The sequence below is a fragment of the Loktanella sp. M215 genome, from assembly GCF_021735925.1.
Classification (GTDB): Bacteria; Pseudomonadota; Alphaproteobacteria; order Rhodobacterales; family Rhodobacteraceae; genus Loktanella.
Window position 1 is genome coordinate 796,059 of record NZ_WMEA01000001.1, and the last position, 23,307, is coordinate 819,365.

At 65.1% G+C, this 23,307-nt stretch carries 19 protein-coding genes and 1 other annotated feature; of the genes, 4 read left to right on the forward strand and 15 right to left on the reverse strand.

All coding sequences use genetic code 11. The annotated features are described in order from the left end of the window. Positions 1 to 50 precede the first annotated feature (50 nt). From GLR48_RS03870 to GLR48_RS03890, 5 genes are read right to left on the reverse strand one after another with little or no spacing between them, the layout of a single operon-like run. Positions 51 to 866, reverse strand: coding sequence for an ABC transporter ATP-binding protein (locus tag GLR48_RS03870; protein WP_237058833.1), 816 nt, complete (start codon positions 864 to 866; stop codon positions 51 to 53). After that, the gene (locus tag GLR48_RS03875; protein ID WP_442915828.1) at positions 863 to 1,894 is read right to left on the reverse strand and encodes a FecCD family ABC transporter permease; all 1,032 of its coding nucleotides are present in this window, start codon (positions 1,892 to 1,894) and stop codon (positions 863 to 865) included. Before GLR48_RS03875 ends, GLR48_RS03870 begins: the two co-directional genes overlap by 4 nt. 5 nt (positions 1,895 to 1,899) lie before the next feature. Beyond that, on the reverse strand, positions 1,900 to 2,919 hold the full coding sequence (locus tag GLR48_RS03880) for a FecCD family ABC transporter permease (protein WP_442915746.1): 1,020 nt from the start codon (positions 2,917 to 2,919) through the stop codon (positions 1,900 to 1,902). After that, positions 2,916 to 3,905 (reverse strand): iron-siderophore ABC transporter substrate-binding protein, encoded by a 990-nt coding sequence (locus tag GLR48_RS03885; protein WP_237058836.1) that lies wholly within the window; start codon positions 3,903 to 3,905, stop codon positions 2,916 to 2,918. Before GLR48_RS03885 ends, GLR48_RS03880 begins: the two co-directional genes overlap by 4 nt. A 54-nt stretch (positions 3,906 to 3,959) precedes the next feature. Beyond that, the gene (locus GLR48_RS03890) at positions 3,960 to 5,999 is read right to left on the reverse strand and encodes a TonB-dependent siderophore receptor (protein ID WP_237058838.1); all 2,040 of its coding nucleotides are present in this window, start codon (positions 5,997 to 5,999) and stop codon (positions 3,960 to 3,962) included. A 260-nt stretch (positions 6,000 to 6,259) separates the two neighbouring features. Beyond that, positions 6,260 to 6,315, forward strand: a sequence feature (sul1 is cis-regulatory element that is thought to sense ions involved in sulfur or methionine metabolism; They are found in Alphaproteobacteria). Positions 6,316 to 6,387: 72 nt separating this feature from the next. On the opposite strand from GLR48_RS03890, the gene GLR48_RS03895 reads away from it, so the two are divergent. Next, entirely contained in the window at positions 6,388 to 7,884 is a 1,497-nt protein-coding gene (locus GLR48_RS03895; protein WP_237058840.1) for a SulP family inorganic anion transporter, read from the forward strand. A 15-nt stretch (positions 7,885 to 7,899) separates the two neighbouring features. Beyond that, positions 7,900 to 8,751 carry a universal stress protein gene (locus GLR48_RS03900; RefSeq protein WP_237058842.1) on the forward strand — a complete coding sequence of 284 codons (852 nt, stop codon included), beginning with the start codon at positions 7,900 to 7,902 and terminating at the stop codon, positions 8,749 to 8,751. Positions 8,752 to 8,788: 37 nt separating this feature from the next. On the opposite strand, the gene GLR48_RS03905 is transcribed toward GLR48_RS03900, so the two are convergent. Beyond that, positions 8,789 to 9,124 carry a YnfA family protein gene (locus tag GLR48_RS03905; RefSeq protein WP_237058844.1) on the reverse strand — a complete coding sequence of 112 codons (336 nt, stop codon included), beginning with the start codon at positions 9,122 to 9,124 and terminating at the stop codon, positions 8,789 to 8,791. Then, positions 9,121 to 9,564, reverse strand: a complete 444-nt coding sequence (locus tag GLR48_RS03910; protein WP_237058846.1) for a MerR family transcriptional regulator — start codon at positions 9,562 to 9,564, stop codon at positions 9,121 to 9,123. Before GLR48_RS03910 ends, GLR48_RS03905 begins: the two co-directional genes overlap by 4 nt. Before the next feature lie 89 nt (positions 9,565 to 9,653). Here GLR48_RS03910 and GLR48_RS03915 point away from each other — a divergent pair, with 89 nt between their 5' ends. After that, positions 9,654 to 11,864, forward strand: coding sequence for a heavy metal translocating P-type ATPase (locus tag GLR48_RS03915; protein WP_442915747.1), 2,211 nt, complete (start codon positions 9,654 to 9,656; stop codon positions 11,862 to 11,864). A gap of 86 nt (positions 11,865 to 11,950) precedes the next feature. Here GLR48_RS03915 and GLR48_RS03920 read toward each other — a convergent pair whose 3' ends face one another. The 8 genes from GLR48_RS03920 to GLR48_RS03955 form a co-directional block, all read right to left on the reverse strand. Beyond that, on the reverse strand, positions 11,951 to 15,187 hold the full coding sequence (locus GLR48_RS03920) for an ExeM/NucH family extracellular endonuclease (protein ID WP_237058848.1): 3,237 nt from the start codon (positions 15,185 to 15,187) through the stop codon (positions 11,951 to 11,953). Between the two features lie 365 nt (positions 15,188 to 15,552). Continuing rightward, positions 15,553 to 16,536: an ABC transporter substrate-binding protein gene (locus tag GLR48_RS03925; RefSeq protein ID WP_237058849.1), complete on the reverse strand. Its 984-nt coding sequence runs from the start codon at positions 16,534 to 16,536 to the stop codon at positions 15,553 to 15,555. Between the two features lie 24 nt (positions 16,537 to 16,560). After that, positions 16,561 to 17,397 carry an ABC transporter permease gene (locus tag GLR48_RS03930; protein ID WP_442915750.1) on the reverse strand — a complete coding sequence of 279 codons (837 nt, stop codon included), beginning with the start codon at positions 17,395 to 17,397 and terminating at the stop codon, positions 16,561 to 16,563. After that, complete coding sequence (locus tag GLR48_RS03935; RefSeq protein WP_237064349.1) at positions 17,394 to 18,311, reverse strand: ABC transporter permease; 918 nt, start codon at positions 18,309 to 18,311, stop codon at positions 17,394 to 17,396. The genes GLR48_RS03930 and GLR48_RS03935 overlap by 4 nt, the downstream gene beginning before the upstream one ends. A 71-nt stretch (positions 18,312 to 18,382) precedes the next feature. Next, complete coding sequence (locus GLR48_RS03940) at positions 18,383 to 19,156, reverse strand: ABC transporter ATP-binding protein (RefSeq protein ID WP_237058850.1); 774 nt, start codon at positions 19,154 to 19,156, stop codon at positions 18,383 to 18,385. Further along, positions 19,153 to 19,692, reverse strand: a complete 540-nt coding sequence (locus tag GLR48_RS03945) for a hypothetical protein (RefSeq protein WP_237058851.1) — start codon at positions 19,690 to 19,692, stop codon at positions 19,153 to 19,155. Before GLR48_RS03945 ends, GLR48_RS03940 begins: the two co-directional genes overlap by 4 nt. A 3-nt stretch (positions 19,693 to 19,695) precedes the next feature. After that, entirely contained in the window at positions 19,696 to 21,147 is a 1,452-nt protein-coding gene (hydA, locus tag GLR48_RS03950; protein ID WP_237058852.1) for a dihydropyrimidinase, read from the reverse strand. 77 nt (positions 21,148 to 21,224) lie between these two features. Then, positions 21,225 to 22,475: a Zn-dependent hydrolase gene (locus GLR48_RS03955; protein WP_237058853.1), complete on the reverse strand. Its 1,251-nt coding sequence runs from the start codon at positions 22,473 to 22,475 to the stop codon at positions 21,225 to 21,227. Between the two features lie 170 nt (positions 22,476 to 22,645). On the opposite strand from GLR48_RS03955, the gene GLR48_RS03960 reads away from it, so the two are divergent. Next, the gene (locus tag GLR48_RS03960; protein ID WP_237058854.1) at positions 22,646 to 23,272 is read left to right on the forward strand and encodes a TetR family transcriptional regulator C-terminal domain-containing protein; all 627 of its coding nucleotides are present in this window, start codon (positions 22,646 to 22,648) and stop codon (positions 23,270 to 23,272) included. The last annotated feature ends 35 nt before the right edge of the window (positions 23,273 to 23,307 follow it).

Below are 23,307 nucleotides of genomic sequence, written 5' to 3' on the forward strand. Positions count from 1 at the left end.
GTGTGTATCGCAGTTTATTGCGCCGCAAGGGGGCAAGGCGCTTCGGCACCTCATGAGGCGTGCCGCTTTTGCGCCGGGTCGTGGCGACTGTGGGGCAGCATCATCGGCCGGCCAGAGGCTGGATCGATCATAATCCGGCAGTCGAGGCCGAAGACGCTTTGCACCATCCCGGCGGTCAGGACATCTGCTGGCGGCCCTGCCGCGTGCAGCTGTCCCTGCGCCAGTGCCACGATCCAATCGGCATAGCGCGCCGCCAGATTCAGGTCGTGCAGCACCATGACGATCGTCGTGCCGTCGGCGCGGTTAAGGTCGACCAGCAGGTCCAGCACCTCGATCTGGTGCGCGATATCAAGGAACGTCGTCGGCTCGTCCAGCAGCAGCACCTCTGTCTGCTGGGCCAGTGCCATCGCGATCCAGACCCGCTGCCGCTGCCCGCCGGACAGCGCGTCAATCTCGCGCGCGGCCAGATCGGCGGTACCCGTCGCCTCCAACGCGCGGGCGACGGCGGCGTCATCGGCCGCCGTCCAGCGCGACAGCATCCCGTGATGCGGATGGCGACCCCGGCTGACAAGGTCGGCCACGGTGATCCCGTCGGGGGCCGTGGGCTGTTGCGGCAGCAGACCCAAACGCTGCGCCAGCGCGCGCGGCGCCATGCGGTGAATCGACCTGCCGTCCAGCAGCACCTCTCCGCCGGACGGCATCAGCAGCCGCGACATCGCACGCAGCAGGGTCGACTTGCCGCAGGCGTTGGCCCCGACGATGGCCGTGATCCGACCCTTCGGCACGCTCAGCTCAAGGCCCCGCAACACGGTGCGGTCGCCGTAACCTGCGTCGAGGTTTCTGGCCACGAGTGAAGGTTGGGTCATGAGACGCGTCCTGTCCGGTTCATCCGGACGATCATGTAAAGCAGATATGGCCCGCCAAGCGCGCCGGTCACGACGCCTGCGGGATAGCGGTAGGGCAGCAGGAACTGCCCGACGTAATCCCCGCCCAGCACCAGCACGGCGCCGACCAGTGCGGCAAGGATCAGCACCGGGCGTCCCGGCCCCACCAGACGCGCGGCGATCGGACCGGCCAGAAAGGACACGAAGGCGACAGGACCGACCGCCGCCGTGGCGACCGAAATCAGCCCGACGATCCCAAGGATCACGCAAAGCCGCACCCTGCCCAGCCGCACGCCAAGGGCTGCGGCCTTGTCGTCGCCCAGCGCAATCGCCCCAAGATCGCGCGACTGGCCCAGCAGCAGCCCGCCAAACACCAGCAGCGACAGGATCAGCGGCACGGCCTGTCCCAGCTGCACGCCGTTCACACTGCCGGTCAGCCAGCGCAGCGCCTCTTGCAGGCGAAACGCCGGGGCCTGCAACAGGACACAGGCGGTCACGCTGCTCAGCATGGCCGAAATGCCAATGCCGATCAGGATCAGCCGGGCACCGGCCAGCCCGTCGCGCCAGGCCAGGGTGTAGATCAACAGCGCCGTGCCAAGGCCGCCCGCGATGGACAGGACCGACACCGCCACGCCCGTCCACTGCAAGACGACGATGGCAAAGACTGCGGCGGCACCGCTGCCGGCGGTGATGCCGATGATGTCGGGACTGGCCAGCGGGTTGCGCAACAGCGACTGGCAGGCAGCGCCGCCCAGACCAAAGCTCAGCCCCGCCAGCACGGCCATGACCATGCGCGGCAGGCGCAGGGTGCCGACGGTAAAGCTTGCCCCCGGCACATCCTGCCCGGCCAGAACGCGCAGGACATCGGGCAAAGGCGTGACCGACTGGCCGACCATCAGGCTCAGCAGCGCGCCTGCGATCAGCAACAGCGGCAGAATCGCCACGACCCGCCGCCCTCGCTGACGGTGCGCGCGTCGCAATTGCGCCAGAAGGGGCAAAGTTGCGGACACCACCGTCACAGGTCACGCACCTTGCGCCGCCGGACGATCCCGATGAAGACCGGCGCGCCGATGAAGGCGGTGATGATGCTGACATCGACCTCGGCCGGGCGGGCGATGACACGGCCCACGACGTCCGCCCCGATCAACAAGGTTGCGCCGGTCAGGGCGCAGAACGGCAACAGCCAGCGGTGATCGACACCGACCAGCAGACGGCACAGGTGCGGCACGACCAGCCCGACAAATCCGATGGGGCCGCAGATCGCCGTCGTCACACCGCACAGCATGACAGCGCAGACCAGCGCCGCAGCGCGCGCGACAGGCACGCGGACGCCAAAGGCGGCGGCGGTGTCATCCCCCAGCGCCAGCATGTTCAACGCCCGCGCGGACAGCAGGCCGACGCCCAGACCTACCACCACAAAGGGCAACATCGGCGCAATCCCCGCCACGGTCGCCCCTCCGACGCCGCCGACCTGCCACGCCTGCACCGATCCCGCGATATCGTTGCGCCCCAGCACCAGCGCCAGTACGAGCGATCCTGATGTGATAGAGGTCGCAGCCCCGGCCAGTGTCAGCTTCACCGGCGTAGGCCCGCCCCGGCCCAGCGACCCCACGACGAAGACAAAGCAGGACGCGGCCCCGGCCCCCAGAATGCCGGTCCAGATATAGGCGTCCACCGTATCGATCCCGAACCAGGCGATGCCGATCACCACGGCGAGGGCCGCGCCACCGTTCACGCCCAACAGGCCAGGGTCCGCCAGCGGATTGCGCGTCACACCCTGCATCACCGCACCCGCCACGCCCAGCGCCGCGCCCGCCAGTCCCGCCAGCGCCGTGCGTGGCAGGCGCAGGGCAACGGCGGCCTGACCGATGGTCTCGGTGCGACCGCTCAGGGCCGCGCCGATATCCGCCCAGCCCACGGCCCGCGTGCCGATCGTCACCGACGCCACCGCGGCCAGACACAGCGCCACCAGCGTCAGCATCAGCCAGCCGGGCCGCCCGATCCGCGGCCCTTGCAGATGCAGCCGCGCCGTCATTCCAAGCGGCCGGCCGCGTCGGCCAGCAAGGCCAGGTAATCGTCCAAGACCCATGGGATCGACAGCGGCGTCGGATTGGCCGCCGTCCCAAGGGCGTCATTGCCCAGCAGCACCACCGACCCGGTTTGCACCGCCGCCATCCGCGCGGCGAGCGGGTTCTCGGCCATCGCCTTGCGCAGCGCCTCCGTACCGTAGGTCACGACGATATCCGCATCCGCGAAATCGTCGATCCGCTCCGCGCTCACCTGCGCCGAAAATCGCCCGTCGGCAGAGGCCGCCCGCACACGCGCGGGCGACGACAGGCCCAGATCGTCAAAGAACCGGACCCGCGTGTCGTTGGCGGTGTAGAAAGACAACCTGCTCAGGTCGCGCGCATCAAGATGAGTGATGAACATCGCCGTCTTGCCCGCAAGCACCGGATATTCCGCGACGGCCTGCGCAATGTCGTCTTCAAGGTCCGCAATCAGGTCCTCTCCCGCGTCCACCATGCCCATGCCCGCGCTGTTCAGACGGATCATCTCGCGCCAGTCCGCGGCCCAGGGCTGGTCCGGGTAGGCCACGACCGGGGCGATCTGGCGCAGCGTGTCATAGTCCGCCTGGCTAAGGCCGGAATAGGCGGCTAGGATCACGTCGGGCTGCACGGCGGCGACGCCCTCGAAATCGATGCCGTCCCCTTCATCGAACAGCGGCGGCGTCGCGGCGCCCAGTGCGGTCAGCCGCGCGGCGACCCAGGGCAACAGCCCGTCGCCGTCATCGTCCCCGAAATTCGCCCGGGCAAAGCCGACGGGCACGACGCCCAGCGCCAAAGGCACGTCCTGATTGCCCCAGGACACGGTGGCGACCCGTTCGGGCTTTGCCGCGATCGTCGTGGTCCCGAAGGCATGGGTGATGGTCAGGGGATACTCCTGCGCCAGTGCCCCTTGGGCCGCCAGCAACAGGCCTGCGGCAAGTGTCACGCCAAGGCCGCAGCGTATCAAAGTCAACATCGGACAGATCCAGTTCATGTCGTGAGGGGTACTGCGCAGCGGGTGCAGCCCCATTCACCAGCTTTTGCGGAGGGTGGCGGCGATGTTGCGGGCCGGGTTGTAATAGTTCGCCGTCCCGGACCCCACGACGTGCTGTTCGTCGAACAGGTTGCTGACGTTCAACGCGATCTCGGTGCTGTCGTCAAAGGCATAGGTATAGGCCGCATCCACCAGCACGGCGGCGTCCGCCTTTCTGTCATTGGGCAATCCGTAATCGTACGCGCCGATATAGCGGGCCCCGACGCCAAAGGTCTGCGCGCCCACAGCCCCGCGCGCCGGCATGGCATAGCTCAGCCACAGGGACGCCGTATGATGCGGCACATTGGCGAAGGACTGGCCGGACACATCCGTGCCACGGACAACGGCACGATCCACCGTCGCGTCGATGTAGGAATAGCCGCCGATGATGCTCAGGTTGTTGGCCAGTTCGGCCTTGCCCTCGACCTCGACGCCGCGGGCGCGGGTCTTGCCGACCAGCTCCTGACGGATGGACCCGTCTTCCTGCACGACCGCCACGGTGATGTCGTTCTTTTCCAGATCGAACACCGCGGCCGAGACCAGCGCGTTTATCCCCGCCGGCTGAACCTTTACGCCCGCCTCGTATTGGTGGCCGCGTTCCGGTGCGACGCCGATCTGCGGCGGCGCCACGGACTGGACATAGCTGGCATAGGCCGAAATCGCGTCGGTGACCTTATAGGTCAGCGCCCCGCGCCAGGACGTTTCCGCGAACTCGTCACTGTCGTCGAAACCCGCACCATAGGTCTGACCGGTGCTGGACAGCGCCAGCCAGTCGCGGCGCACCCCGGCGGTCACGATGATCCGATCGTTGAAGGACAGATTCTGCTGCAGGAGCAACGACGTGGTCGCGTCATCCTGCCGCGATGTCGCGTAAGCTGTCAGGCCCGCAGGCGCGCCGGCGTAGACCGGATCAGCCACGTCGATGGCCGGAGCATTGGTATAATAGGACGCACTGTCGCTTTCCGCGTCGCGCCATTCGATCCCGGCCAGCGTGCTGCTGGCGATGCCGCCGAACTGCCCATCGTATTGCAGCATCACGTTCCCGATCAGCTCGCGCGCCGTGCTGTCTGACCCGTAGTAGGCGCGGTCAAAGACGGTCCCGTCATCTGCCCCGGTATCAACGATGTAGGCATACCCGAAATCGTCGCTCAGATCGCTGTAGCGCAGGTTCGCCCGCAGATTCAAACCGCCCGCGAATTCATGGCGGAACAGCGCGGACACTGTCGACCGGGCCACGTCATGATCGTTGTAATCCCGCTCGCCAAAGAAGTCGGACCGGTCGAACAGGCCGTCCTTGGGATAGCCGCCGCTGTTGGGGGTGCCGTCCCGTGTCAGGCGGTCGACGACAACGGTCAGCGCCGTCCCCTCCGACGGCTGCCAGGTCAGCCCGCCCATCAGCAACAGGTCGTCATCGCGCGACGTGTCGTAGTCCAGACCGCTGCTTTGCGCCTTTGCCGTCAGGCGGTAGGCCAGCGTTGCGCCGTCACCCAGCGTATCGCCGACATCCACGCCCACCTCGGTGTGATCGTTTGACCCGAGGGTCGTGTAAGCTTCGCCAAATTGCGCGAACCGCGGTGTCTTGCTGACAAAGTTGATCGACCCGCCCGGATCGGACACGCCGAACAGCGTGGAATTCGCACCCCTGATCGCCTCGACCCGTTCGTAGGCAAAGGGGTCTTCGCGCACGCCGCGCATCGACCCCAGCGTCATGCCATCGCGGTAGCTGGTCGCCTGAAACCCACGCACCAACACGTAATCGTTCCGATCGTCCGACCCGTAGTAATCCGTGTGGATGCCGGGGGTATACTGCAGGACGGTTTCCAGCGTATCCGCGTTTCGCGCCTCGATCTCTTTCGCCGTGACGACCGAGACAGAGGCAGGCGTGTCGAGGATACTGGTTGCGACCTTGCCCCCGACCCAAAGCTCTCGTGCCACGACGGTCGCAGCATCATCGTCCGCTGCGACCTCTCCGGTCACGATGATCGGCGACAGACGGTAGGGTGTCGCCATATCCTGCGCCGCGGCGGAAATGGGCATTAAAGTCAAAGCGGTACAGCCAAGAAGAAGCCATACATGCGAACAGGGACCATCTGGCCTGGATTGATCAAGGGGCACGGCATCTCCAGTATCTTACAAAAACAGTCAGGTTAAAAAGTCTTTTAGTCAGGATTATATTTTGCACAAGAGGTAAACTGCCCGTGATGCGGTTGCACCGCGTCTTTGCGCGATTTTCCAGCATGCCCGGCCTTGCTCTGGTTGATCTTTTGCCCGTGACCTGCTTAGAAGACGTCCAAGCGCAAGGACCCGGTGAAAGCCCGGGTGGCTCTTCCGGCCGCCGATCCGCCGGATCATTTTTGATGAACCCTGAACATGATGGCCGAACCGTCCCGCGCAGGACGTCTCGCTGCGGGGTCGCGGAATTCTCATGACACTTTTCGACTACCGCCAACAATGGTTTGGCAACATCCGCGGTGACGTGCTTGCAGGCATCGTCGTCGCACTGGCCCTGATCCCAGAGGCGATTGCCTTCTCGATCATTGCCGGCGTCGATCCCAAGGTGGGTCTTTACGCCTCTTTCTCGATCGCGGTGCTGACCGCCTTTGTCGGCGGCCGGCCCGGCATGATCTCCGCGGCCACGGCAGCGACCGCCGTGCTGATGATCACCCTCGTGCGCGAACACGGGCTGGAATACCTGCTGGCCGCCACCGTGCTGGCAGGCCTGTTCCAGATCGCGGCGGGCGGGCTGAAGCTGGGACGCTTCATGCGCTACGTCTCGAAATCCGTGATGACCGGGTTCCTGAACGCACTGGCGATCCTGATCTTCATGGCGCAACTGCCGGAACTGAACCCGGCCACCCCCGGCGTCACCGCACTGACCTATGCGCTGGTGGCCCTGGGGCTGGCGATCATCTACCTGCTGCCGCGCCTGACGACGGCGGTGCCGTCGCCGCTGGTGACGATCATCGTGCTGACGGCGCTGGTCGTCGGCATGGGGTGGGAAGGCGTGCGCACCGTGGGCGACATGGGCGCCATGCCGGATACGCTGCCAATGTTCCTGATCCCGCAGATCCCGCTGACGCTCGACACGTTGTTCATCATTCTGCCCTACGCCCTTGCCGTGGCCGTCGTGGGCCTGCTGGAAAGCCTGATGACGCAGAACATCGTCGATGACCTGACCGACACGCGGTCAAGCCGCGATCAGGAATGCATCGGGCAGGGAATTGCCAATGCGGCCACCGGGTTCATCGGCGGCATGGCAGGCTGCGCCATGATCGGCCAGTCGATCATCAACGTGAAATCCGGCGGCCGCGGGCGATTGTCGTCGTTCACCGCCGGCACCGTTCTGCTGATCCTTGTCGTGGGCCTTGGCGATCTGGTCGCCCGCATCCCGATGCCGGCCCTTGTGGCGATCATGATCATGGTGTCGATCGGCACCTTCTCGTGGTCCTCGATCGCCGCGATGCGGGTGCACCCACGCTCATCGACCGTGGTGATGCTGTCGGTGGTGGCGACGGTCGTCTACACCCACAACCTCGCCATCGGGGTGCTGGTGGGCGTGCTGTTGTCAGGCATCTTCTTTGCCGCCAAGATCGCCCAGCTGTTCCGCGTCACCTCCACCCTGTCGGACGACGGCCGCACCCGCACCTACGTGATGGAAGGGCAGCTTTTCTACGGCTCGGCCGAGGATTTCATCAACGCCTTCGATTTCAGAGAGGCCCCCGACCGGGTCATCATCGACGTCAGCCGCGCCCATATCTGGGACATCAGTTCGGTGCAGGCGCTGGACATGGCGATCCTCAAGTTCCGCCGCGAAGGGGCAGAGGTCGAGGTCATCGGCATGAACGCAGCCTCGGAAACCATCGTCGACAGGCTTGCCATCCACGACAAGCCCGGCGCGATGGACACGCTGACAACCCACTGAGACGGAGGAGACGACATGGACAAGATACTCGCACTGCTGGACGGGTCCGCCTATTCCGAAAGCGTCTGCCACCACACCGCGTGGATCGCGCAAAAGCTGAACGCCGGCGTCGATGCGATGCACGTCTTGGGACGACGCGAAGGGGCCGCATCCACCGACCTGTCAGGCGCCCTGAAACTGGGCGCACGGTCCGCGCTGCTGCAAGAGCTGTCCTCGCTCGACGCGCAGCGCGCCCGGCTCGCACAAGCCAAAGGCCACGCCATCCTCGAGGACGCGCAGGCGATCCTGGATCAGGACGGTGTCCCAGCGGTCAGGCTGCACCTGCGCAAAGGCGATCTGCTGGACGCCGTGAAGGACCTAGAGCCTGACATCCGCGCCATCACCATCGGCAAGCGCGGCGAAGGGGCCGATTTTGCCTCCGGGCATCTGGGGTCGAACCTTGAACGGCTTATCCGGGCGTCCCGCGTGCCGGTCTTCGTCGCCTCGCGCAGCTACAGGCCGATCACGCAGGTGCTGGTCGCCTACGACGGCAGCGCCAGCGCCAAGGTCGCGATCGATCGCATGGCGACCAGCGCGGTCTTTGCGGCTCTGGACCTGACGGTGCTGTGCATCGGTCAGGACACCGGCAAGGCCCTATCGACAGCCGAAGCGGCGGTCGCAAGGCTGCACGATGCTGGCATCACCGCGCAGGCGCGCACCGCAACGGGTGAACCGGCCAAGGTGCTGGACGATCTTGTCGTGACGGGCGGTTACGACCTGCTGGTCATGGGCGCCTATGGCCACAGCCGGATCCGCAATCTGGTCATCGGGTCCACCACGACGGCCATGATCCAGACCGTCAGGATACCGGTCTTGCTCTATCGGTGACGGCGGTCGCGTCCCGCGCGGACAACACGCTGCGGCGTCAACTGCCGCGCGGCACCAGCAGGATGATCCCAGCACCGACAAGACAGACGACGGCTCCGGTCACGTCCCATGTATCGGGTCGCCGTCCTTCGACCAGCCAAAGCCAGATTAAAGAGGCCGCAATATAGACCCCGCCGTAAGCCGCAAAGGCGCGGCCGGCGGCCTCCGACGGCGACAGGCTCAGCAACACGGCAAAGGCGGCAAGGGATAAAAGGCCGGGCGCAAGCCAGACGGCGGACGCGCCCTGCCGCATCCAGACCCAGACCGCGAAACATCCGGCAATCTCGGCCAAAGCAGCGGCGGCATAGATCGCAAAGGTCGGAAAGGCCGTCATGCGACGCCTCCACCATCGGTCGGCAGGCGGTGGTCTCTGGCGCAAAGGCCATGATCGCCCAGCACCTCGATCACACGACAATCCGCGATCGTGCCTTGCGCACATTGCGACAGCATCCGCTCCAACTCCGCCTGCAAGGCGGTCAGCCGCGCGATCCGTTCTTTCACCGCAACCAGTTGTTTTGTGGCGATGACGTCGGCGGCGGCACAGGACTGGTGGGGCGTATCAGACAGGCTCAACAGGTCGCGGATCGCCTCCAGCGGAAAGCCAAGGTCGCGCGCATGACGGATGAACGCCAGCCGTTCGCGCGCCTGCGCCCCGTAAAGGCGCTGGTTCCCGGCGCTGCGCTCGGGCTCCGGCAACAGCCCGATCTGTTCGTAATAGCGGATGGTCGGCACCTTCACCCCCGCCGCCTCGCCCAGTTTTCCGATCGTCAGCATAAGAAACCTCTTGAAGCTATAGCTGCTAGAGACATTAGGTTGTCCGTCAAAGCGAGACAATCGCCGCTCCCTGCGGCACGGAAGGCGTGATGAAGATGACCGATACGACCAGTTGCGAATGGACCGTCACGGGGATGGACTGCGCCTCTTGCGCAGGCAAGGTCAGGGGTGCCGTCGAACGCCTGCCCGGCGTCAGCCACGTCGACGTCGCCCTGATGGCCGAACGCCTGCGCCTGACGCTGGACGAAACGCAGACACCCCGCGGTGGGGTAGAGGCGGCGGTGCAAAAGCTGGGGTTCGGCATCGCACCAAAGGGTCAGGTAGCGCCCCGCAAGGGGTTCGTGCTGCCGGGTGGGGCCTTTCCGGCGCAAACGCCGGACGCGGATCACGCCCCGGACACGACGCCACCCCCCGTCAAAACGCCTGACCCCGCGTGGCATCAGACCGCCAAGGGGCGGCTGGTGATCGGCACCGGCCTTCTGCTGGTCGCCGCCTGGGCGGTCAAACTGCTCGCATCGCCCGGCATCGCACAGGGCGCCTTCGTGATCGCCACGCTGATCGGCATCGCGCCCATCGCCCGGCGCGCCGTGAACGCGGCGCGGGCGCGCATGCCGTTCACCATCGAAATGCTGATGACCATTGCCGCCACCGGTGCGCTGATCATCGGGGCCGCAGAAGAGGCCGCGCTGGTCGTCTTCCTCTTCGCCGTGGGCGAAGTGCTGGAAGGCGTGGCCGCCAACAAGGCCCGCGACGGGATCAGGGCGCTGGCGCAACTGGTGCCGAAAACGGCCTTGCTGGACATCTCCGGTCGCACGCAGGAAGTGCCCGCCGACAGCCTGACGATCGGCCAGACCGTGCTGGTCCGCCCCGGCGACCGCGTGCCCGCGGACGGAGAGGTCATCGCAGGCGTGTCCGGTGTCGACGAAAGCCCCGTCACCGGTGAGAGTGTGCCGCACCTCAAGGAACCCGGCGACCCCGTCTATGCCGGGTCGATCAACACCGAAGCCGCCCTGCGGGTCCGCGTGACCAAGGCGGCAGAGGACAACACCATCGCCCGCATCGTGCGGCTGGTCGAGGAAGCCGAAAGCGCCCGCGCGCCGACAGAGCGGTTCATCGACCGCTTCAGCCGCATCTACATGCCTGCCGTGGTGGGCGTCGCCCTGCTGGTGGCAATCGTGCCGCCCCTCGCCGCAGCCCAGCCCTGGGACACCTGGGTCTACCGCGCGCTGGCGCTTCTGCTGATCGGCTGCCCCTGCGCCCTCGTCATCTCGGTCCCGGCCTCCATCGCGTCGGCACACTCGGCGGGTGCGCGGCACGGCATCCTGATGAAAGGCGGCGCCGTGATCGAGGCTGCGGCCCGCACGACCCATGTCGCCTTCGACAAGACCGGCACCCTGACCGTCGGTCGGCCCCGGATCACCGATATCGTGCCCGTCAACGGCACAGAGGCAGAGGTTCTGGCCCTCGCCGCCGGGATCGAGGCAGGTGCCAGCCATCCGCTGGCGCAAGCGATTCTGGCCCGCGCGGCGGCGGACGGGATCGCGCCCCTGCCTGCGACCGCCGCCCGCGCCCTCCCCGGCAAGGGGGCAGAGGCCATGGTCGACGATGCCTTGGCATGGGTCGGCTCGCCCCGGTTTGCCACAGCCTCTGGTGTGCTCGACGACACGGCCCAGCGCAGGGCCACAACACTGGAGGAGGATGGCAAGACGGTCGTCGCCGTCTTCCGCAAGGACCAGCTGATCGGCCTGATGGCCCTGCGGGACGAACCCCGCCCGGACGCCGCCGACGCCGTCCGCCAGCTCAAGTCGCTGGATATCAAGGCCGTCATGCTGACCGGCGACAACGCCCGCACCGCCGCTGCGATCTCAAGCACACTGGGGCTGGATCACCGCGCCGACCTGATGCCGGAAGACAAGGTCGCGGCGATCCGCAAGATGACGGACCGGGGCCGCGTGATGATGGTCGGCGACGGGATCAACGACGCGCCCGCCCTTGCCGCGGCCCATGTGGGCGTGGCGATGGGGTCCGGCACGGACGTCGCCCTTGAAACCGCCGATGCCGCGATGCTGCGCAACCGGGTCAGCGATGTCGCAGGCACGATCCGGCTCGCCCGGGCGACCATGGCGAACATCCGTCAGAACGTGACCATCGCGCTCGGGCTGAAAGGGGTCTTCCTGATCACCACCATTCTGGGCCTGACCGGCCTCTGGCTCGCGATCCTCGCCGATACGGGCGCGACAGTCCTCGTCACGCTGAACGCCCTGCGCCTGCTGACCTTCGATCCCGACAAGCAAACTTAGGTCTGTCCCATACAACGACCCCGCCCATGCAACGACCCCGCCCTTGCGCGCGGGGTCGATGCACAACGCGGCTGGTCCGACTGCGATCAGGCCATTTCCACATCGGCATAGGTGCTAAGCTGAAGGCCGATCAGCAACGGATCGTGGTCCGACGCCGAATAGGGATCGCTGCCGTTGAACCACCCCGGATCGTCGAACTGCGAGGAATAGCCCAGCAAACTCGGCTCCAGCGAGTTGATGTGCCATTCGGTGATCCCCGTCACCTGCCCCTCCAGCGCCCCGCTGGCCAGCGCCTGATCCAGCGCACCGCGCTGCCCGTCGAAGGTATAGCTGAACGCATCCGCACCGATCAGTTTGTCCAGCAGGCTGGTATACCCTGCCGCCTCGATCGCCTGCACCGGGTCTTCCTTGCCGTAGGCATTCAGGTCGCCGATGATCAGGTAATCCGGATCGCCAAGGCCAAAGGGATCGCTCGCCAGCCACGCGGTCAGCTTCTCGGCGGCGGCGGTGCGGGTCTCGTTGAAATTGCCCTGACCGTCGCCGATGTCCGCGTCCCCGCCGGTGCCGGACCCGCCCTTGGACTTAAAGTGGTTGACCGCGATGGTCACGACCTCTCCGGTCGCATCCTCGAAAGCGGCGGCGACGGTGGGCCGGTTCTGCTGCTGCTCGCCCTCCGGCGTGTAGTCAAGGATGCCTGAGTCCAGCACCGTCACCGCATCCACGCGGTAGATCAACCCGGTCGTGATCGCATCGGTGCCGATGGTGGACCCGGTACCCGTCGGATCGACGAAGGCATAGACGTCGCCACCCGCCCGCGCGTTCAGCGCATCCACCAGCGTCGCGATGGCGGACCCGTCACCAAAGCCGTTGTTCTCGATCTCCTGCAAGCCGATGATATCCGCATCCAGCGCCGTGACGGCGGTGACCAGCTTGTCGGTCTGGCGCAGGAAATCCGCCTCCGTTGTGGCGCCCCGCTCGTTCAGCGTGGTGAAGTAGTTCAGCGTGTTCACACTGGCCACCTTCAGCGTGCCGCCGACGTCTTCCGGCGCCGGATCGCGGGCCAGCGTATTGGTCGCCTCGTCGATCTGCAGGACGCTGTCGGCCACCAGTTTGTATTCGCCAAAGGCATAGGTCATCACGCCGGTCACCGGGGCAGTGATCTCTGCCCCGATCCGCAGGGTTCCACCGGCGGACAGATCGTCGCCAATATCCAGATAGCCGTTGCCATTGTCCCCGTCGGTCACGTTGGGGATATAGGCAAAGCCCGTCTGGTTCTGCGCAAAGATTCCGTCGTCGATGGTCAGCCGATTCGCCGCATTCGCCTGCTGCAGGGCTGCGATCTCTTCGGCCTGCGTCTGGGCGTCGTAGATTTGCGTCGGCTGGAACTGCGGCCCTTCGGACACCACGATCTCGCCATAACGTCCCAGTTCGAAGGTCTCGATCACCTGCAACGGCGCATCCGACGTGCCGATATCCAGCGAAACGCGCATGCCCTCGACCGCCTCCAGCGTCGCATCATCGCCGAAGGGCAATGAAATATCTGCCGCCGTCGGCAAATTGGCCAGCGGCCCGATGATGTCGAAGGTCGCATCGCTCAGCTGGGTCGATCCGTTGAATTCCGCCACCGTGCCGATGACCGACACCGCATAGGACACCTCCACATTCGGCGTGTCGCCGGTAAAGACAAAGATCCCCTCTGACGTCGCCGCATTGCCGTCCGCGTCGGCGTCTTCCTCCTGCAGGTAAAACCCGTTGGCCGCGATCATCGTGACCACGGCAGAGACCTGCACCACCTGCCCCACCAGCGCGCTGGCAAAACCGTCGCCCTGGATGGTCGAAATCAGCGTCGTCTCGGTCGGCGGCGGCGGCGGCGCAATGTCAACGGTCGCCGCACCGGGGGTCTGTGCCACAGGGCCGATCCAGGTGCCGTCCGCTTGCCGTTGCAGCGACAGGCCCACGGGGTCACTGTTTGTCTCGGCCACACCGATATCGACAGACGTCATGCCCGCTGCCGGGCCGCTGGTCGCGGTCAAGGTCCCTTCGTAGGACAGGAATTCGGTGACCGTGCCGTTGGGATCGACCAGCGCCAGACCGTCAGGGGCGCCATTCTGCAGCCCCACGATATCGAAGACGGCATACCCCTGCCCCGGATCGGCGGACAGCGTGCCGGTCAGGGCGACTGTCCCATAGGCCGCGCCCCCGCTCCCGTTGTAGGCCACCAGCGTCCAGCCGGTCAGATCGCCGCCCGACGGGCCTGCGATTTCCACGAACTCTCCGACATCGTTACCCGCGTTGTCATAGTGGATTTCGTTGATGAAGGGCGTCGCATCATCCACGTCGGCCACGGTGATGCTGACGTCGGACGTGGCGGACAACCCGCCGCTATCGGTCGCCGTCACGGACAGGTCATAGACATTGTCGCCACCTGCATCCGTCGGTGCCTCGGCATCCGGCGCAGTGGCAAAAGACAGCGCGCCTGTCGCCGCGTCGATCACGAACAGCGCCGCATCGGTGCCGGAAATGCTGTAGGTCACCGCATCGCCGTCGACATCCGTCGCCGCGGCCATCAGCACATCGACGCTGTTTTCAAAGACCTGCGCATCGGCCAGCGTCAGCACAGGCGCATCGTTCACCCCTGTCACCGTGATCGTCACCGTCGCGGTGTCGCTGCTGCCGCGCCCGTCGGTCACCGTATAGGACAGCGTCGTCGTCGCGGTCTCACCCGCCTTCAGGCCGGCATAGGCTCCCATCGCGTCATAGGCGATACTGCCGTCCGCATTCAGCGTGGCGCGACCCACCAGATCGGTCGTGTCGATCGAGGTGATCCGCAGGCTATCGCGGTCAAAGTCAAAGTCATTGGCGGCAAGCCCCGTCAGCACCCCCGGCGCATCGGCCGTGACAGTGGCGGCATCGTCGCGCGCCAGCACGGCGTTGTTCCGCCCCGTCAGATCGGCAGTATAATCGTCAGCGGCGAAATAAAGCCGCTCGACGCTGTGCAGCCGGTCCCGGCCACCGGTCAGGTCCGTGACCGTCGCCTGCACCGGACTGAACCCGCGCGCCGGGGTGAACGCGATCCGGTAATCCTCGACCCCGCCCTCGTAGACGGCCGTGTCCTGCCCGGACCCACCAAAGATCCGGTCGCTGCCGGCCGCCCCCAGGATCGTGTCGTCACCCAATCCGCCGAAGATGATGTCGTCACCGGCCCCGGCGTCGATCCGGTCGCGGCCAAAACCACCGAACAGAATGCCGCCGGTGTCCGATCCCTCGATCGTGTCAGCGCCGAAGCCCCCGAAAAACAGCCCGATCTTGAAGAATTTCGTCATGTTGCGCAGTCCCCGCCACAGATTTTTCCATTTGATAAAAAAATCTACCGCGCATTTGTAGCAGGTATTCTGTTCCCTTGGGTCAACCTAAAGGAGAATGTGGCAAAACCTGATCTATGCTGAATTTTGCGGCGGCGGCCTGCGTGTTTCGGCGCCATGTCGCCCGTCACCGCCAGCCATTTGACCGTTTCCGCAACAGATGGTGCCGCCCAGCCACCAGCCCGGCGGTCCCGTCAGGGCGCGCCGCGCGCGCTTGATGCTGTCAGGGATGGTGTGACGCAGGCTGAACCTGCCGCAGCGCGCGTCATGAACCGCGCCGGTCCGAAGGGGGGCGCCGCGGTTCACACCGCGACGCCGGTCTTATCTCAGTTCAACGCCTTGTCGGTGATCTCGTGCGTCCAGGCGCCTTCAGGTGCCTTGGAAATCACCGGGTCAGACCCGCCCGCCAGCAACGTGTCGACGGTGCGCTGATAGTCGGCCTCGTCCAGCGTGCCGTTCGATCCGGCCGTCAGCTTGGCGACTTCGCCCATCATGCGTTCCTGCGCCGCCAGCGACTGGGCACCGGTCTCGTCGTTGTCCAGCACGATCTGCGCCGCCTCGTCGGGATTCTCTTCAGCGTACTTCCAGCCTTTCATGGACGCACGGACGAACTTCACCATCTTGTCGACGAATTCCGGGTTCTTGAGGTTATCCTCCAGCACCCACATGCCGTCTTCCAGCGTGGCGACGCCCTGGTCTTCATACTTGAAGGTCACCAGCTCCTCCGGTGTCACGCCCGCATCCAGCACCTGACCGTATTCATTATAGGTCATGGTGGAAATGCAGTCCGCCTGCCGCTGCAACAGCGGATCGACGTTAAACCCCTGCTTCAACACCGTGACACCGTCATCGCCGCCGTCGGTGGAAATACCGGCCTGGCTCATCCACGACAGGAACGGATATTCGTTGCCAAAGAACCAGACGCCGATGGTCTTGCCCTTGAAATCCTCCACGCTCGTGATGCCGGTGTCCTTCCAGCAGGTCAGCATCAGGCCCGATGTCTTGAACGGCTGCGCGATATTCACGACCGGCAGCCCCTTTTCCCGGGCGGCGAGGGCAGAGGGCATCCAGTTCAGCATGACGTCCGCACCGCCACCGGCCAGCACCTGCGGCGGCGCGATGTCGGGACCGCCGGGCAGGATGGTGACGTTCAGCCCCTCTTCCTCGTAATAGCCCTTGTCCTGCGCCACGTAATAGCCCGCGAACTGCGACTGCGTGACCCACTGCAGCTGCAGTTTCACGTCGCTGTCCTGCGCGGTCGCCGCACTGGCGACAAAGGCCAGCGTGGCGGCGGTGATCAGATGCTTCATGTCTCTCTCCTTGTTGGTTGTTTTTTATGTACGTTGCGACGGATGCCAGAAGGTCAGCCGTTTCTCGATCAGCGCCATCGCACCGTAAAAGGCACTGCCGGCAAGGGCTGCGACGACAATCTCCGCCCAGACGAGGTCCAGCGCAAGCTGCCCCACGCTGGTCGAGATGCGAAAGCCCATCCCCACGGTAGGAGAGCCGAAGAATTCCGCAACGATGGCCCCGATCAGCGCCAGCGTCGTGGCAATCTTCAACCCGTTGAACACGAAAGGCAGCGCCGCAGGCACCCGCAGCTTCAACAGGCTGGGCCAGTAGCCGGCGCCATATGTCCGCATCAGGTCGCGCTGCATTGCCGTGGTATCGCGCAGCCCCGCGACCGTGTTCACGAGGATCGGAAAGAACACCATGACGCCCACGACGGCGGCTTTCGACGGCCAGTCGCTGCCCAGCCACTTCACGAAGATCGGCGCGGTGCCCACGATCGGCAGCGCCGCCATGAAGGCCCCCACGGGCAGGATGCCCCGCGTCAGAAAATCCGACCGGTCGACCATGACCGCGACGGCAAAGGCCGCCAGCGCGCCCAGCACGTATCCCGTCAACGCCCCCTTCAGGATCGTCTGCGCAAAATCCGCCCAGAGGATCGGCAGGCTGTCCATGAACCGGACAGCGATGGCACTGGGCGGCGGCAGGATGATCGGACTGACATTGCCCAGCCGCACCCCCACCTCCCAGATCACCAACAGCGTCAGGCCAAAGACCAAAGGCGCCAGCCATCCGGCGGCCCGGTGGTCCCTCCGTGCCAGCATCAGGTTGATGACCCAGCCCGCGCCCCAGACGACCATGACGGCGGCCAGCGCCATCATCGCACCATCCCCATACGCTTCAGCGACGCCCGCTCCAGCGCGCTGAAGATCCCGACCAGCACCGCTGCCGTGATCGCAGCGGCGAACAGCGCCGCCCAGGTCACCAGCGGCTGGCCGTACTGATCCCCCACCAGCATCCGCGCCCCGAACCCGGCCCGCGCGCCGGTCGGCAATTCACCCACGATCGCCCCCACCAGCGCTGCCGAAATCCCGATCTTCAACGAGGCGAAAAGATAGGGCAATGACGCCGGCAACCGCAGTTTCCAGAACCCCTGCGCCGGGCTCGCGTAATAGGTCCGCAGCAGGTCCAGCTGCATTGCGTCGGGGCTGCGCAACCCCTTCACCATGCCGACCACCACGGGAAAGAATGACAGATAGGCACTGATGATCGCCTTCGGCAGCAAGCCCTGAATGCCCAGCGACCCCATGATCACGATGATCATCGGCGCCAGCGCCAGAATGGGGATCGTCTGGCTGGCAATCGCCCAGGGCATGACGCTCAGATCCATCGTCCGCGAAAACACGATTCCGACGGCCAAAGCGATCCCCAGCGTCGTGCCGATGGCAAACCCCAGCAGCGTCGCCGACAGCGTCACCCAGCCATGATAGACAAGGCTCTGTTTCGACGAAATCCGCGTCCCCACGGTCGTTTTCCACAGCTCCGCCACGACCTGCTGCGGCCCCGGCAGTCGCGGCCTGTCCAGCGTATAGGTGGCCCCGATCACCCCCGGATTGCGCGCGGCCAGCGCCAGCGCCCCCACCTCCTGCCGCGCGACAGGCGTCTCCGGCACCACCACCACGCCGTCCCGCTGCGCCTGATCCACCGCCAGATGAATGTTCATCGGCACCACCGCCAGCACCCAAAGGCCCAGCAACACCGCCACAACCGTCAGAACCGGCAGCACGTTACGCATCACCGCCGGCGTCCTCGCTTTTTTCGAAATACGCCCCGCGGAGCGTCCGGCAAAGGCCAAGACCGCAAAGCTCACTCATACGAATGCCCCGCCCGCAGCCCGTCCCGCACCCGGTGCGCGATCGCGATGAATTCCGCCGAGTCGCGAATGTCCAGGGGCCGCTCCTTCGGCAGGGTGCTCTCGATCACATCCGCAATCCGCCCGGGACGCGGGCTCATCACGACGATCTTGGTCGACAGATAGACCGCCTCGGGGATCGAGTGCGTGACGAAGCCGATGGTCTTGTCCGTCCGCGCCCACAACTGCAACAACTGCTCGTTCAGATGGTCCCGCACGATCTCGTCCAGCGCCCCGAAAGGTTCGTCCATCAGCAGGATATCCGCATCGAACGCCAGCGCCCGCGCGATGCTCGCCCGCTGCTGCATCCCGCCAGAAAGCTGCCAGGGAAACTTCCGCTCGAACCCCGCCAGGTCCACAAGGTCCAGCACGCGCTTTACCCGCTCCGCCTGTTCGGCTTTGGAAAACCCCATGATCTCCAGCGGCAGCTTCACGTTGCCCCCGATGGTCCGCCACGGATAAAGCCCCGCCGCCTGAAACACATAGCCATAGGCCCGCGCCTTGCGCGCCGCCTCCGGCGACATCCCGTTCACGGTCAGCGTGCCGCCCGTCGGAGTCTCCAGCCCCGCGATGCAGCGCAGAAACGTCGTCTTCCCGCACCCCGAAGGCCCGATGAAACTGACGAAATCGCCCTTGTTGATGTCCAGCGTGACGTCCTTCAGCGCGTGAACCGGGCCGTCGTTGGTCTGGAAGGTCAGGTCCACACCAGTTGCTGAGATGGCGGTCAATCTTCCACGTCCACTTTGCGAATATAATTATGGTTTGAAGATATAGGCATGAGAGCCCATTTGAATCCCCTCCCTGAACCTGGATTTAATATGTTCATAAAACCACTTGCGTATGTGTGTATCCGATCATGGTATTCATTCTGCTTATTAAGCAATGGCAAAGCGCCGTAATCCTTGCAAAAGCGCCACAGCAGGTCGGCCTCAACATCCCTATGTCTTGCCTTGTTTTTCTTTGTAACTGGTCTAGTATAGCGAATTTCTATTTTGAGCGATGGAAAGTCCTTCGCTAAATCTACCACCCAGGTCTTTAAATGCTTACGCAATCTTAGTTTTGTATTCCCTTCCCCAATATACAGAACTGGCGAAGGCTTTTTTGGATAAGCAATTGAAAACGGCCTCACCGTTCTAATCACATAAACCCCTTCATTCGGAAGTTGCTCATCCACAGCTTTTAGATGCGCTTTGACTGTTGCCCAACCATCACTGGCGGTGATTGATGATCCTAGGCTCATCCACTCAGATGCGATTTTGGCCAAAGCTCACACCCCCGTCGCCGGAATCCCCGACCGCTCCACCGGGCGCGGCGCAGTCAGCTCTTTCCACGTCGACAGCGCCCGGTTGACCGACCCCTTCGCCTCTCGCGCCACGAACTGCCCATGCCCCGGCTCGGGAATGATCGCACCATCGGCAAAGGCCACGCGGCCCCGCGTCAGCGTATAGCGCGGCAGGCCCTTTACCTCCTTCCCCTCAAAGACGTTGTAATCGATGTTCGACTGCTGGGCACCCGCCGTGATCGTCTTGGCAGCCTCCGGGTCCCAGACGACCAGATCGGCATCAGACCCCACCAGCACGGCCCCCTTGCGGGGATAGCAGTTCAGGATCTTGGCGATATTGGTCGAGGTCACGGCGACGAATTCGTTCGGCGTCAGCCGCCCGGTGCTGACCCCATGGGTCCAAAGCATCGGCAGCCGATCCTCCAGCCCGCCTGTGCCATTCGGGATCTTGGTGAAATCGCCCACGCCTGTGCGCTTCTGCGCGGTGGTAAAGGCGCAATGGTCCGTCGCCACGACCGACAGCGACCCCGACTGCAGCCCGGCCCACAGACTGTCCTGATGCTGCTTGTTCCGGAACGGCGGCGACATGACGCGCCGCGCCGCGTGGTCCCAGTCGGTGTCGAAATACTCGCTCTCGTCCAGCGTCAGATGCTGGATCAGCGGCTCGCCCCAGACCCGCTTGCCCTGCATCCGGGCCCGACGGATCGCTTCGTGGCTCTCCTCGCAGGACGTATGCACGACATACAGCGGCATCCCCGCCATGTCGGCGATCATGATCGCCCGGTTCGTCGCCTCGCCCTCGACCTGCGTGGGGCGGGAATAGGCATGCGCTTCTGGCCCGGTATTGCCCGCCGCCAGCAGCCGCGCCGACAACTCCGCCACGACATCGCCATTCTCCGCATGGACCATGCCGATCCCGCCCAGCTCGGCCAGACGAGAGAACGAAGCAAAAAGCTCGTCATCGTTCACCATCAGCGCGCCCTTGTAGGCCATGAAATGCTTGAACGTCGTGATACCCCGTTCGATGACCTTCGGCATCTCATCGAAGACCTGCTTGTCCCACCACGTCACCGCCATGTGAAAGGAATAGTCGCAATGCGCCCGCGTCGACTTGTTGTCCCACATCTGCAACGCGTCCAGCAGCCCCTGCCCCGGGCTTGGCAAGGCAAAGTCCACGACCATCGTCGTCCCCCCCGCCAGCGCCGCCCGCGTCCCGCTCTCGAAATCGTCCGCCGAATAGGTGCCCATGAAGGGCATCTCGAGGTGCGTATGCGGGTCGATCCCGCCCGGCATGACATAGCACCCGGTTGCGTCCAGCACCTCGTCCCCCTCAAGGTCCGGCCCGATCGCGACGATCACATCACCTTCGATCAGCACGTCCGCCTTGTAGGTCAGATCGGCAGTCACGACCGTCCCGTTCTTGATCACCTTGCTCATCACATTTCTCCTCGTCCGACCTTCTTCTGGTCAAAAATACTTCGGGGGAGGCGCATAGCGCCGGGGGCAGAGCCCCCTTACGCCACGATTCCCGCCGTCTCGACGACCGCATGGAACAGCACATCCGTCCCCGCCGCGGCCCACTCTTTCGAGATCTCTTCCGCCTCATTGTGGCTCAGCCCGTCCACGCAGGGGCACATCACCATCGCCGTCGGAAACAGCCGGTTCATCCAACAGGCGTCGTGGCCCGCGCCGGACACGATGTTCATGTGGGAATACCCCAGCCGCTCCGCCGCGTCCCGGATCGCGGTCACGCAGCCTTCGTCAAAGGTGACGGGGTCGAAATGCCCAACGGGTTCGATCGCAATCTCCAACCCCAGATCGGCGGCAATCTCCGCCGCCTCCGCCTCCAGCTTTTCGCGCATCGACGTCAGCTTCGCGAGGTCCGGCGAACGGAAGTCGATGGTGAACACCGCCTTGCCGGGAATCACGTTGCGCGAGTTCGGATAGACGTTGGCCTGCCCCACGGCCCCCACGGCGGCGGGCTGGTGATCCATCGCGATCCGGTGCACCGCTTCGGTGATCCGCGCCATGCCCAGCCCCGCATTGACCCGCATGTTCATGGGCGTGGACCCGGTATGCGCGGCCTTGCCGGTCAGCGTCACCTCCAGCCACCACAGGCCCTGCCCGTGGGTGACGACACCGATCTGCTTGCCCTCGGCCTCCAGAATCGGCCCCTGTTCGATGTGCAGCTCGAAAAAGGCGTGCATCTTGCGCGCGCCCACCCGCTCGTCACCTTCCCAGCCGACGCGGCGCAGTTCGTCGCCAAAGGTCTTGCCGTCGGCGTCCGTGCGCGCCTTGGCCCAGTCCTCCGTATGCTCTCCTGCGAACACACCCGACGCCAGCATCGCGGGGGCGAACCGCGTCCCTTCTTCGTTCGTCCAGTTGGTGACGACGATGGGATGCTTCGTCTTGATGCCAAGGTCGTTCAGCGACCGGATCACCTCCAGCCCGCCCAGCACGCCCAGCACACCGTCGTATTTGCCCCCCGTCGGCTGCGTATCGAGGTGCGATCCGACGTAGACCGGCAGCGCGTCCGGGTCCGTCCCCTCGCGCCGCGCAAACATGTTGCCCATCGTGTCGACGCCCATCTTCAGCCCGGCCTTGGCGCACCAGCTGGCGAACAGGTGCCGCCCTTCACTGTCGGCATCCGTCAGCGTCTGGCGGTTGTTGCCGCCCGCGACCCCGGGGCCGATCTTGGCCATCTCCATCAAGGTATCCCACAGGCGATCGGGATTGATCCGCAGATTTTCTCCGGGGGCTGCCATGGGCGGTTCTCCTGCACATTCTCGATTTGACCGTTCGGTAAAACAAACGCTATCAGAGGGTCAGGGTCAGTCAAGCGTCACGCGCATTCATGCGGCAAACGCCCAACAATCGGGCAGACGACCGTGAAGCCGCCGAACCCTGCCGTATTTTGCGGCGCAAGGAGAATGTGATGACCGAGGCCCCGCCGTTGACCCGCATCCAGACCCGCAACCGCGCGGCGATCCTGTCCGGTGGCCTCGACGCCTTCTCGTCTGCGGGCTTCAAGGGCGCGACCCTCGACCAGATCGCCGAGGCCGCGGGCCTGTCGAAACCCAACCTGCTCTATTACTTCCCCTCCAAGGACGCGATCTACACGGCCCTGCTGGAAGGGTTGCTGGACACATGGCTCGACCCGCTGCACGCACTGGACGCCGACGGCGACCCCGTGGCCGAAATCCTCGCCTACGCCCACCGCAAGCTGTTGATGAGCCGCGATTATCCCCGCGAAAGCCGCCTTTTCGCCAACGAGATCCTCGCCGGTGCACCGCAGATCGGCGCGGTCCTGTCCGGCCCCCTGCGCACCCTTGTCGACGAAAAGGCGCAGGTCCTGCGCGGCTGGATGGACGCGGGGCGGATCAGGCCCAGTGACCCCCATCACCTGATCTTCTCGATCTGGGCGCTGACCCAGCATTACGCCGATTTCGACGTGCAGGTGCGCGCGGTGCTGGGCGACGCGGACCCGTTCACCGGGGCCGAACGCTTTATCGACCAGCTGTTCCGCAGCGTTCTGGAACCCGCAAAAGACGCGCCCTTGTAAAGACCCACCGACAGGGCTAGGTCGCCGCTTGCTGC